Raw genomic sequence first — 12,180 nt, forward strand, 5'->3', positions numbered from 1 at the left:
TGAACATGCATGTCCTGCAAGCTTGTGAGAACAGACTGAGCCAGCCAACCTTTCATTGACGCTCCTATTCGAGGTTGTGTATAACGAAAGCGTTTGTGAATTTCTTTAGAGGATCGCTATGTATGCACGTGAATTTCGTGACGGTGCAAAAGACGGCTTAGAAGCGCTCGAGCCGCTGGACCCAGACAAGATTACCTCGTTCAGCGGCCTGCTCGAAGCCATGGGCAAGACCGCGTTCGGAGGACGGCATCTCGGCCACGCGTTCGATGTGCTGTGGGAGATGATCGAGGACCCTGACTGCCATGTGGTAATGACCTTGTCCGGTGCGATGACAATTGCCAAGATGGGGAAGATCATCACGAAGATGATCGATGAAGGCATGGTGCAATGCATCATTTCGACCGGGGCTTTGATGGCGCATGGGCTCACTGAGTCGGTCGGCAAGACACATTATCGCCACGATCCTGCGATGAGTGACGAAGAGCTTTTTCGAAAAGGGTACAATCGCGTCTACGACACGCTTGAGATGGAATCGAATTTGAATTATGTCGAGCACGTTGTCGCGCAAACATTGAAGCGCCTCGATCAAGATCAGCCACTGTCGTCGGCTGTCATCACAAGAGAGATTGGGAAGACGCTGGCGGAGGAGATAGACAGCGACGGAATTTTGAAAAGCGCCTATTTGAAAAAGGTGCCGGTCTATATCCCGGCGTTCACTGATTCGGAAGTGGGGCTGGACATGGGAACCTGGGCGATGGCTCGGGAGGTTGATCGAGCCCGATCGCAGGTCGAGCCCGGGAGAGATCTGGACATTTTACGAGCGATCCATCAATCGTGTCCTTTGTTCAATCCTTACCTCGATCTCAACAGCTATGCCGACCATGTCCTTTCCGCTAAACGACTTGGAATTTTCACGATCGGTGGAGGGGTTCCTCGGAATTGGGCGCAACAGGTGGGCCCATACATTGAAATCAGTAATCTCCGGTTGGGTCTGAACGTGAAGCCGCCTCGATTTCATTACGGGGTGCGAATTTGTCCTGAACCGGATTACTGGGGAGGGCTCAGCGGCTGTACGTATCAAGAGGGGCTGTCTTGGGGAAAATTTGTGACTCCCAAAGACGGTGGGCGATTTGCTGAAGTCTTAAGCGATGCCACGGTTGTCTGGCCTTTGTTGATGATGGGGATTCTTGAGCGAAAGAAGGCTGGCGCGGTGCGTCGCCCATGAATCGAGTGGTAGATCGACGATCGGTTCAGCTGTTCGTGTGCGGTGTTCTTCTGTGGTCCTCCTCGGTCCTGGCCGGGCCTTCACCTGAAACCGACGTGCGGATCAGGGGGCAAGCCAACGCACCTGTGACCTTGATCGAATATAGTGATTTCACATGCGGGTATTGTGTGAAATTTTTCAAACAGACGTGGCCACGGATTCAAGCGCGTTATGTCGACACGGGGAAAGTTCGATTTATCTACCGCGATTTTCCACGCGGGGATCAAGGTTCCGGGGTCGATGCCGCGATGGCTGCCCGATGTGCTGGGGTACAAGGGCAGTATTGGGCGATGCATGATCGATTGTTTGCCGAAGGGGGCCAATTGGGCAAGCACGTCTATCTTCGCCATGCTGTGGCGCTTAGTTTGGATCAGCCTGCGTTTGAACGGTGCGTGAGCGAGGGGCGGTATACAAAGGCGATTTTTGAAGATCGTCAGGAGGCCAACCAATGGGGGTTTCACGGAACTCCTGGGTTTATCCTTGTGCGAACGGCCAGTGAGCCGACGGACAAAGAGCCGGCGATCGCGATCCCTGGAGCTTTCCCATTCGAGAAGTTCGCAGAGGAAATCGATCGGCTTCTGGCGGGTGAGAAAAAATAGCTGAACTGCGCCGGAGCCGCGTGGATCTTTGCGCGTGCTGTTGACATCCGCACGCAGGTACGATAGTCCTCTTCGACAATAAAGGTAGGGTACCTCTATGGATTCAATACAATCGTTCTGGCCCGTTTCCCATCGCGCTGACGACTTCTGGGTTTGTATGTCGTGCCTGACCGAAGTCTTCCATAGAAAAGTTCCGATGCCGGACTGTCCGTCGTGTCACGGGGTATCGACCTACGAGGGTTTTACCTTGGAGTCGATTCGCGATTGGGGCACGGAAGAACTGATCGGCAAGGCGGTTGCCGCACAAGACGCAGCCATGGTTGCTCAACCTGTCGCTGAATCCGCTGCGTCGGTTGAAGCCGTGGACTAACACCAACCTCGTCACAGACTCCAGCGAGTCCTCCAGTGCAAACATCCCGTCCGTTCCTCGTGCATGGCCAATGGAAGTCAGGCGAGCGCTTGGCCCCGGTCGTTGATCCGTTCACCGGAAAACTCGTCGCCCAGGTCACCCAAGCGACGGAATCGGATGTCGAGGAGGCCATCGCGTCTACGTGCAGTGCGGCGACCACCATGGGTCAGCTGCCGGCGCATGCCAGATATAATCTGCTCCAGCAGATCGCGGCCCTGCTCTATCGACGGCGAGATGAGATCGCGCAGACCATCACGGCGGAGGCCGGTAAGCCGATCACCGATGCGAAGCGGGAAGTCAGCCGGGCAATCCAAGTCTTCACGGTCGCCGCCGAAGAGGCACGTCGCATTCCCGGAGAGGTGGTCCCGCTGGATTGGACACCCGGCTCCGATACGCACCTTGGCATGCTCCGCCGATTTCCAATCGGCCCGATTCTTGGCATTACGCCCTTCAATTTTCCGCTGAACCTCGTGGCGCACAAAGTGGCGCCGGCGCTCGCCGCTGGGAATCCAATTCTGATCAAGCCGGCGCCTCAAACTCCGTTGACGGCGTTGCTCCTCGGAGAGATCGCGCTCGAAGCAGGACTTCCTCCAGGTGGGCTCAACGTGGTGCCTTGCGACAATGCCCTTGCCGAGCGGATGGTGGTCGATCCGCGATTCACGTTGCTGAGTTTCACCGGAAGTGCCTCGGTGGGATGGATGCTGAAGGCAAAATGTGGGAAGAAAAAAGTCACGCTCGAACTTGGCGGGAACGCCGGTGTGATCATCGAGCCCGATGCCGACCTTGAACTGGCGGCCCAGCGTTGCGCGGCGGGCGGATTTGGGTATGCCGGTCAGACGTGCATTTCCGTACAGCGGGTGTATGTGCATCATTCGGTCGCCGATGTGTTTACGACCAAGTTGCTCATGTATGTCGCTCGATTGAAGGTGGGAGATCCTGCCGATGAAACGACCACCGTCGGTCCTCTCATCGATCATGCGACTGCTCAGCGTGTGGAAGGCTGGATCGGGGAAGCGGTTGCGGAGGGCGCGCGCGTGTTGTTGGGAGGAAAGCGGAGGGGCTCGCTCATCGAAGCGACGGTGTTGTCCAATGTGAAGCCCGATATGAAAGTCTCGTGTCGGGAGGTGTTCGGGCCGGTTGTGACCGTGACGCCGTATCGTCAGCTCAGCGAAGCCGTGGCGCTGCTCAATCAATCGGACTATGGATTGCAGGCCGGTCTGTTCACGCAGGATATCAACAAGATTTTTTACGCCTTTCGGCATCTGGAAGTCGGTGCGGTCTTGGCGAATGAGATTCCCACGTTTCGGGCAGATCATATGCCCTACGGCGGGGTGAAAGACTCCGGCTTGGGCCGCGAAGGCGTGCGTGCCGCGATCGAAGATATGACCGAGCCGCGCATGCTCATCTTGAATTTAAAAGACCCCCCTAAATTACCTGAAAAAAGTGCCTAGAAGATATTGCGAAGCCAGTCCAATCTTGCTACAACAAACGCCCGATGTTGCAGTTGATCTGGTCCGGTTTGTTTGTCTGGCTAGCGGATTGGAAATACGCCACCAAACAACCTCCGAATAACCAGACAGGCCGATTACCAGACGAAAGGGGAGATGATGGTACCGAAGCATATGTTTTTAACGAGAGGAGTGGGGGTCCACAAGGAAAAGCTGACCTCCTTCGAGGAAGCGCTGCGCAGTGCCGGTGTGGCCTACTGCAACCTCGTCAGCGTGTCGTCCATTCTTCCGCCCCATTGCAAGGTGGTTCCCAGAAAGCGTGGGGAGCAACTGTTGAAGCCTGGAGAGATTACGTTTTGTGTCATGGCCCGATCCGAAACCAACGAACGCAATCAGCTGGTGTCAGCCTCCGTCGGTCTTGCGAAGCCCACCGACCTCGGCACGTATGGCTATCTCTCCGAGCACCATGCCCATGGTGAGACGGACGAGGAGACCGGAGAATATACGGAAGATCTCGCGGCACAGATGCTGGCGACGACGTTAGGCGTCGAGTTCGATCCGAATGTGGCGTGGAAAGAGCGTGAACAAGTATTCAAGATGGGTGGGAAAATCGTCAAGACCCAGAATATCACCCAGTCGGCTGTCGGGAAGAAGGGGAAGTGGACGACGGTCATTGCATTGGCGGTCTTCATCCCACCGGAAAATGTGCCCACCCGGTCTCGCAGGTAGGGGCGTATCGGTCTTGGCAGCATTCATACCGCTTCAGCCATTGGTTTCGCCAAGAGAAGCATACCCATGACGCTTCCAGTTGGTTGGGAGGGGCCCGACCACAACTTCCTTGGCGTTGATGAACCCTGGTGTCATCCGGACCACGCGGGTGTCTACGTGTTGCCTGCTCCCTACGAGCACACCTCCAGCTATATCCGCGGATCGGACCATGGCCCCTCCGCCATTTTGGAAGCCTCGTCTCAGGTTGAATTCTACGACGAACAACTCGGGACTGAACCGTTCCGAGAATGGGGCGGAATCGCGACGGCTTCACCGCTCGATCTCAAGGGGAGCGTCGACCGCGCAGCCGTCGACGCCATTGAAGCGTTTGTTTCCCCGCATGTTGGAATCGGACGGTTTCTCATCACGCTGACGGGTGAGCACACCGGCGCCTTGGGAGCGATCCGGGCCCATGCGAAGCGATATCCGCAGATGACCGTGGTGCAGATTGATGCCCATGGAGACCTACGGGAGGCCTATCAAGGTAATCCGTTCAGCCATGCCAGTGTCATGGCGCGGGTCGTGGACGATGGATTACCACTGGTGCAGGTAGGCATCCGATCGATCAGCCGGGAAGAGGTCGCTCGTATCGACGCCACGGATCGGATCAAGACATTTTTTGCGGCGACGATCCTTGATCCATCCGGTCCGTACGAAGGCAAAGCATCGAACTGGATACCAGATGTGGTCGCGGCCTGCCGAACGCCTGTGTACCTCACATTCGACTGTGATGGGCTGGATGCGTCCATCATGCCCGCTTTAGGTACTCCTGAGCCGGGTGGTCTCGGGTGGTACGAGACTATCAGCCTCATCACCGCGCTGGCCAACGGGCCTGGCATCGTCGGGATGGATGTCAGCGAGATCGCTCCCATCGAAGGATTCGTGGCGCCGCAATTTTCCATTGCACGGTTGATCTATCGCATGCTCGGACGGATCAAGGCCGGTCGTCGCGTCCACTAGCCGGATACTGAAACAGGCCGCCCGCATCGTTCTCGCCTCGCTCAGACGCTCGACGTACATCGAACCGTACGACTCGCGCCTTCGCTTGCTGCGGCCTTGCTGACAGCCTGTTTGAGTATCCGGCGGCGAGACTAATTTCCTGTGGCTCACACCATTCGCATCAATAAGTTTTTCACGGAACATGGGATCTGTTCCCGACGTGAAGCAGACCGGCTAATTGAGTCGGGCGTCGTCACGATCAATGGCCGGGTCGCCACACTCGGTGACCAGGTCGAGACAAGCGACGTTGTTGCCCGAGCGGGCCGTGTCATTCCGTGGGGGAAGCCGAACCTCTATATCAAGTATCACAAGCCGGTCGGCGTGACGACCACGAGCGAATCGCATGTCGCCCGCAACATCATTGCGGAAATCGGACACCCGGAACGGATTTTTCCCATCGGACGGCTGGATAAGGATTCATCCGGCCTCATCTTGCTGACGAACGATGGGAACATCGTGAACGAGATTCTCCGCGCCGAATTCGGACATGAACGGGAGTACCTCGTGCAGGTCGATCGTCCGTTCGACCAAGCATTCCTGGATCGCATGGCCTGCGGAGTCGTCATTCTCGGACGCATCACGAGGCCTTGTCGGATGACGCGCGTCGGGCGTGATCAGTTTCGCATCATCCTGACCGAGGGACGGAACCGGCAGATCAGGCGCATGTGTCACGTGCTTGGCTATCGTGTGATCACGCTGCACCGGACGAGGATCATGCACATTACGGTGATAGGGTTGAGGGCCGGGGAGTGGAAAGAGCTCACGAGTGAAGAGCGGGAGCCGTTGTTCGCGGCGGTTGGGCGGGGTTCTGGCTGAGGCTGCTCTGGGTTGTGGTGAGCGTGCGAGTGAGGGAATGATGTCTGCACACTGCGCTGGGGATGAGGGCCGTTCCGGTCAGGGGAAGAGCCGCTAACTCAGCAACTCCTGCCGGGCGGTCCGGACGAGAGCAAGAACGGCCGGGTGCTTCAGCCGTCGCTCCACCGTGATCGCATAGAAATGTTGCTTGAGCCCATCAAGCCGTCCGAGCACCTGCACTCGGTATTGGCGGCAGATCTCCTTTTCGATCACCGACGCGCCGGGGAAGATGCCATATCCGTCCTGGCCGAACGCCTTCAAGGTTGCGCTGTCGTCGAACTCTCCCACAATGTTGGGCCGCAGCCCATGGTTGACCAGCCATTGGTCGAGCAGTCGTCGAAGCACGGCGTTGGGTGTTGGGAGGAGCAAGGGGGCGCTGGTTAATGACTGCGGAAATTCTCGACGATATTGTGCCGTCAGCTTCGCCGTTGCAAACAACGTGACTCCTGATTCACCCAAGGGATGGCTGTAGGCGTGCTCCTTGATGGTTGATGGGGGTGGTGTGTCAGCGATCACGAGATCCAATCGATGGGCCGTCAGATCGGTCAAGAGTTGGAGTAGTTTGTCTTCTTGGCAGATCAAACGGGTTGGTCGGTACAGTTTCAGAGCCGACTTGAGGAGTTGGGTCGCCAGCGGTTTTGGAACGGCGTCTGCGATGCCGACGACCAGTCGGGCAGGATGCCCATTCACCTGCCCTTTGACCGTATTCATCAGCTCCTGCCCGGTCGAAAAGATGTCTTCGGCGTACTTGAACACCAGATGTCCCATCTCCGTCAACGCCAGCCGTCGCCCTGTTCGGATGAACAACTTTTCGCCCAAGGTATTTTCCAACTGTCCGATCTGTCCGCTGATCGTGGGTTGAGCCAAGCGGAGTTCTTCGCACGCTTTCGTCATGGTGCCGTGCTTCGCGACAGACCAGAAATACAAGAGATGATGGTAATTCAACCAATCCATGCGGCCCTCTTTGGTACGTTGGAGGCTCCACTATACATAGAAATTACCGATATCTCCAATCCGCTTTATCTATTTTTAAAAAAGAAGGGGAGGTTGTTAGTGTTGGCGCCGTCCGCCGAATGTATACGAGAGGAGCATCCTTTATGATCGCTCTGGTATTGGCCCTTATAACTCTCCTGCCAATGGCCGCACTGGCGGAACCGACTCATGATTCCAGCGCATTGAAAGCGCAGTCGACTCGCACTGCTCCACTGAGCATCGGTGAAGTACTGGCTCGCATCGAGTTGACGCATCCTTTGCTTCAGGCGGCAGGAGCCGAGCGAGCGAGGGCCCGGGCGAAAATCCTCAAGGCGCTCGCGGCCTGGGAACCGACGTTCAAGAACACTACAAGGACCCAACGTTTTCAGACGTGGAATCTCACGACGTCTCCCACGATATTTGACACGCACAATGGGGGATTTGCCGACACCAAGCTTGAGGTTGGGCATCCCTGGGGCTTCCGCGTCCAGGGCGGGTTGCGCAGTGGCTATGGAGATCGCGGCAATCAAGGTACTATTGCTATTATCCCTGATCTACAGGCCTTCTATGCTCAGCAGCAATTCATCGTCGGTGGGTCGTTCGAGCTGCTGCGCGGCCTCATGATCAACGAAGAGTATGCCGAATTTCAACAGGCCGAACTCGCGGCTCCGCAAGCGGAGATCAAGGTAGCGCAGAAGCGACAAGATCTCTATCTCGCCGGAGCCGTGCAGTACTGGGATTGGCAGGTTGCCGTTAAACAAGCCGAGATTGTGAAGCGCGCCTTGGCCGTGGCCGAAGACCGTCTGGTCCAGGTCGAAGGGTTGGCTAAGAGCGGGAAGGTCTCGCCGCTCGATGTGATTGAGGTGAACCAAGAGGTGCAGAAGCGGCGAGAGGCCGCCATCTACGCCCAACGGAATGTGGAGTATGAACAGTACAAACTGTCTCTCTATCTCTGGGAGAACGGCGAGCCTGTGACGCCACGACCTGAATGGGCGCCGGAATTCCAGGGCGAAACGCCACTCCCGACCAGCGCCGAAGTTGCGGCCTATAAAGTGGAGGCGAAAGAAGATCGGCCGGAAGTGCGGGACCTCTACATCGAAGCCAAGATGAACAATATCGACATTAAGCTCGGCAAGAACAAACTGCTCCCGAAGTTGAATCTTGAAGGGGGGCCGACCGACGGCGCCACGGACTGGATTGTGGGAATCGGGTATCGGGTCGGCCTGCACGCTGAGATGCCGCTGTTCCAGCGGGAAGGGCGTGGGAAGGTTATGGCCGCGGAAGTGGGACAGCAACAATTGATGTTGAAACAGCGATATACAGAACAACAAGTTAACCTCGACGTGGATAACTGGCTGTCGGCCCAAGTGCGCGCCCGAGACCGGGTGGTGGCGTCGACGGAAGCATTGCGGTTGGCCAAGACTCTGGAAGAAGGCGAGCGGACCCGGTTCAATATGGGGTCGACCACCGTGCTGTTCGTCAACCTCCGTGAGCGCAATGTGGTGGAATCAGCGTATCAGCTCTATCGGGCGCAGGCCGACTACGCCGTAGCGCGTGGAGGCATGCTGTGGGCTAGGGGCCTGTTGTCGAAGCCCTGGCCAACGGAGTCCTTGACGAAGTATGGGAATCCGCTGACGGCGGCAGGCATGAACGGCTACAAACAACCGGGCCGCGATTAATCCGGCACAAGGAGCATCCTGCAATGGCCGCTCTCTTACTCGTGATTCTGATCTTGCTTCCCGTGACGGTACTGGCGGAACCGGTGCACGATTCCAGCGCATTGAAAGCGCAGTCCGCCCGCACCGAGCCCCTAACCATCAGCGAAGTACTGGCCCGTATTGAGTTGACGCATCCGCTGCTTCGGGCGGCTGGCGTTGAACGGATGCAGGCCAGAGCAAAGATCCTGAAGGCCCTCGGAGCCTGGGAACCGACGCTTAAAAACATTACAGAGGCCGCTCGTTTCCAGACCTTTAATTTCCTGAGTACTGTTGATCAGAATACCGGGGGATTTAACGATACCAAGCTTGAGGTCGGGCATCCCTGGGGCTTTCGGGTCGCTGGTGGAATCCGCAACGGTATTGGGGATCAGTATACGCAACACGTCCATGCAAAGATCCCTGATGTCCTGCTCTTCTATCCTCAGCAGCAAATGATCTTCGCTGGGTCGGGCAAGCTGCTGCGTGGCCTCATGGTCAACGACGAGTACGCGGAGTTTCAAAAGGCCGAACTCGCAGGGCCGCAGGCGGAGATCGCGGTGGCGCAGAAACGACAGGATCTCTATCTCGCCGGGGCTGTGCAGTACTGGGATTGGCAAGCGGCCGTGAAGCAGGGTGAAATGGTGAAGCGCGTGTTGGCGGTGGCCGAAGAACGCTTGGTCCAGATCCAAGGAATGGCCAAGGGTGGAAAGGTGGCGCCGCTCGATGTCATTGAGGCCAGTCAAGAAGTGCAGGGCAGGCGAGAGGCCGCCATCTACGCGCAACGGAAGATAGAGTATGAGCAGTACAAACTGTCTCTCTATCTCTGGGAGAACGGCGAGCCAGTGACGCCGCGCCCGGAATGGGCACCGGAATTCCAGGGTGAAACGCCGCTCCCGACCGGAGAGCAGATTGCTGCGAACAAAGTAGCGGCGAAAGAAGATCGGCCGGAAGTGCGGGACCTCTACATCGAAGCCAAAAAGAACAATATCGATCTCAAGCTCGCCAAGAACTACCTCCTCCCACAGTTTGATTTTAAGGGGGGGCGAATGGATGCTGCTGCGGACTGGCTGATGGGAGTCGGCTATGGGTTCGAAACCAAGTTCGCGATGCCGCTCTTCCAGCGAGAAGGGCGTGGGAAGGTCATGTATGCGGAGGCGGACCAGCAACAATTGGCCTTCAAACAGCTGTACACCGAGCAACAAGTCAGTATTGACGTGGATAATTGGCTTTCGGCCCAAGTGCGGGCCAGAGACCGGGTAAAGGCAGCGACGGAAGCCCTACGGTTGGCGAAGACGCTGGAGGAAGGCGAGCGGACCCGGTTCAATATGGGCGCGAGCACAGTCCTCTTTGTGAACCTCCGTGAGCGCAACGTGGTGGAATCAGCGTACAAGCTGTATCGGGCGCAAGCCGACTACGCCGTCTCGCGTGGAGGCATGTTGTACGCCACGGGTGCCTTGGCGAAGCCATGGCCTGAAAGCGAATTGGCCAAGTACGGGAACCCCCTGACGGCGGCAGGCGCGTACGGGTTTAAACAACCGGGCCGCGATTAATTCAGCAACAAAGGAGCATCCTTCCTTGATCCTTCTATTGCTGTTCTCGTTGATGATGGTGCCGGCGACCGCACTGGCGGAACCGATTCATGATTCCAGCGTATTAAAGGCTCAGTCTTCCCGCACGGCTCCTCTAACCATTGAGGAAGTGCTGGCTAGGATTGAGTTGACCCATCCGCTGCTCAGGGCCACCGGGCTCGAGCGGGCACAGGCTCGGGCGAAAGTCCTGAAGGCGTTGGCTGCGTGGGAGCCGAAGTTTCGGAACGAGCTCGAGGTCGACCGGTATCAAACGTATAATCTGACGAACGTTGTTGGCCCGAATATCTTGATCGCTGGCTATAACGATACCATGCTCAAGGTTGGGCACCCATGGGGCTGGGAAATCTACGGCGGGATCCGTAGCGGCCTTGGGGATAGAAGTACTCTCGGTGGCTTCGATGGTGTCAGGCTCCAACGTGTTGTGAGTCCAGGGGTGGCGATCCCGCAAGATCTGCAAGGTTTCTATCCGCAGCAAATGTTGATCATCGGCGGAGCCTTTAATCTCCTGCAAGGATTCATGGTCAACGAAGAGTATGCGGAGTTTCAACAGGCGGAGCTCGCCGGGCCGCAAGCCGAGGTAAAGGTGGCCCAGAAACGGCAAGATCTTTATCTCGCCGGGGCTGTGCAATACTGGGATTGGCAGGTCGCCGTCAAGCAGGCCGATGTAGTGAGGCGTGCGCTGGGGGTCGCGGAGGAGCGCTATCGCATGGTGGAAGGCAGATCCAAAGCTGGCGCGGTGGCTCCGATCGACGTGGTCGAAGCCAAAGAAGAAGTTCAGCGGCGTCGGGAGGCGGCTATTGCCGCGCAACGGAAGGTTGAGTACGAACAGTATAAGCTGGCACTCTTTCTCTGGGAGGACGGAGATCCGGTGACACCGAGACCTGAATGGGCCCCAGAGTTTCAGGGGGAAACGCCGTTGCCGAGCGAAGAGGATGTGGCGGCCTTCAAGGTGGAAGCCACGGAGGATCGTCCAGAAGTGCGCAATCTCTACATTGAAGCCAAATTGAACAATGTTGAACTGAAATTGGCGAAGAATAAGCTACTTCCAAAGCTCACGATTTCGGGGGGGCCGGTGACGGGCGGTATCTACTTTTTCGGAGGGTTCGCCTACCATATGAATGCTCTCTTCAGTATGCCCTTGTACAATCGGGCAGCCCGAGGGAAGGTTCTTCATGCGGAGGCTGAGCAGGCTCGGTTGGCCTATAAGCAGGCCTACACAGAGCGTGAGGTTCAGATTGACGTGGACAACTGGCTTTCGGCCCAAGTGCGGGCCAGAGACCGAGTGAGGGCTGCAACGGAAGCGTTACGCTTGGCAAAGACATTGGAAGAGGGTGAACGAGCTCGATTCAATATGGGGGCGACCAGCATTCTCTTTGTCAACATGCGTGAACGCAACGTCGTTGAGGCATCCTATGAACTCTACCGGGCCCAAGCCGACTATGTAGTGTCCCGTGGTGGGATGTTGTATGCAAGAGGGGCGCTGGCGAAACCAGTGGGTGAGAAGGTACTTGCCAAATATGGTGATCCGTTACAGGCAGCAGGAGCCTCAGGCCGTAAACTACTTGGACGTGACTAAAGTG

General features: G+C 57.1%; 11 protein-coding genes. 10 read left to right on the plus strand and 1 reads right to left on the minus strand.

Translation table 11 applies throughout. The annotated features are described in order from the left end of the window. The first annotated feature begins 118 nt into the window (after window positions 1-118). From E8D52_00785 to E8D52_00815, 7 genes are all read left to right on the plus strand, one after another. Window positions 119-1,225: a deoxyhypusine synthase gene (locus tag E8D52_00785; GenBank protein ID TKB70663.1), complete on the plus strand. Its 1,107-nt coding sequence runs from the start codon at window positions 119-121 to the stop codon at window positions 1,223-1,225. Beyond that, window positions 1,222-1,863: a DsbA family protein gene (locus tag E8D52_00790; GenBank protein ID TKB70664.1), complete on the plus strand. Its 642-nt coding sequence runs from the start codon at window positions 1,222-1,224 to the stop codon at window positions 1,861-1,863. The genes E8D52_00785 and E8D52_00790 overlap by 4 nt, the downstream gene beginning before the upstream one ends. 97 nt (window positions 1,864-1,960) lie before the next feature. After that, the gene (locus tag E8D52_00795; GenBank protein ID TKB70665.1) at window positions 1,961-2,233 is read left to right on the plus strand and encodes a hypothetical protein; all 273 of its coding nucleotides are present in this window, start codon (window positions 1,961-1,963) and stop codon (window positions 2,231-2,233) included. Window positions 2,234-2,268: 35 nt separating this feature from the next. After that, window positions 2,269-3,723 carry an aldehyde dehydrogenase family protein gene (locus E8D52_00800; protein ID TKB70666.1) on the plus strand — a complete coding sequence of 485 codons (1,455 nt, stop codon included), beginning with the start codon at window positions 2,269-2,271 and terminating at the stop codon, window positions 3,721-3,723. Window positions 3,724-3,879: 156 nt separating this feature from the next. After that, window positions 3,880-4,449 carry an arginine decarboxylase, pyruvoyl-dependent gene (locus tag E8D52_00805; protein TKB70920.1) on the plus strand — a complete coding sequence of 190 codons (570 nt, stop codon included), beginning with the start codon at window positions 3,880-3,882 and terminating at the stop codon, window positions 4,447-4,449. 66 nt (window positions 4,450-4,515) lie between these two features. After that, entirely contained in the window at window positions 4,516-5,448 is a 933-nt protein-coding gene (gene speB, locus E8D52_00810) for an agmatinase (protein ID TKB70667.1), read from the plus strand. 153 nt (window positions 5,449-5,601) lie between these two features. Further along, entirely contained in the window at window positions 5,602-6,303 is a 702-nt protein-coding gene (locus tag E8D52_00815; GenBank protein TKB70921.1) for a pseudouridine synthase, read from the plus strand. A 93-nt stretch (window positions 6,304-6,396) separates the two neighbouring features. On the opposite strand, the gene nhaR is transcribed toward E8D52_00815, so the two are convergent. Then, window positions 6,397-7,296, minus strand: coding sequence for a transcriptional activator NhaR (gene nhaR / locus E8D52_00820; GenBank protein ID TKB70668.1), 900 nt, complete (start codon window positions 7,294-7,296; stop codon window positions 6,397-6,399). 119 nt (window positions 7,297-7,415) lie between these two features. Here nhaR and E8D52_00825 point away from each other — a divergent pair, with 119 nt between their 5' ends. The 3 genes from E8D52_00825 to E8D52_00835 are packed head-to-tail and all read left to right on the plus strand — an operon-like array spanning window position 7,416 to window position 12,176. After that, window positions 7,416-8,993, plus strand: a complete 1,578-nt coding sequence (locus tag E8D52_00825; protein TKB70669.1) for a TolC family protein — start codon at window positions 7,416-7,418, stop codon at window positions 8,991-8,993. Window positions 8,994-9,016: 23 nt separating this feature from the next. After that, window positions 9,017-10,561, plus strand: coding sequence for a TolC family protein (locus E8D52_00830; GenBank protein TKB70670.1), 1,545 nt, complete (start codon window positions 9,017-9,019; stop codon window positions 10,559-10,561). A 25-nt stretch (window positions 10,562-10,586) separates the two neighbouring features. Then, a complete protein-coding gene (locus tag E8D52_00835) occupies window positions 10,587-12,176 on the plus strand; it encodes a TolC family protein (protein TKB70671.1) in 1,590 nt (529 codons plus the stop codon). The last annotated feature ends 4 nt before the right edge of the window (window positions 12,177-12,180 follow it).

The organism is Nitrospira sp. (genome assembly GCA_005116745.1).
In the GTDB taxonomy this organism is placed as follows: Bacteria; Nitrospirota; Nitrospiria; order Nitrospirales; family Nitrospiraceae; genus Nitrospira_D.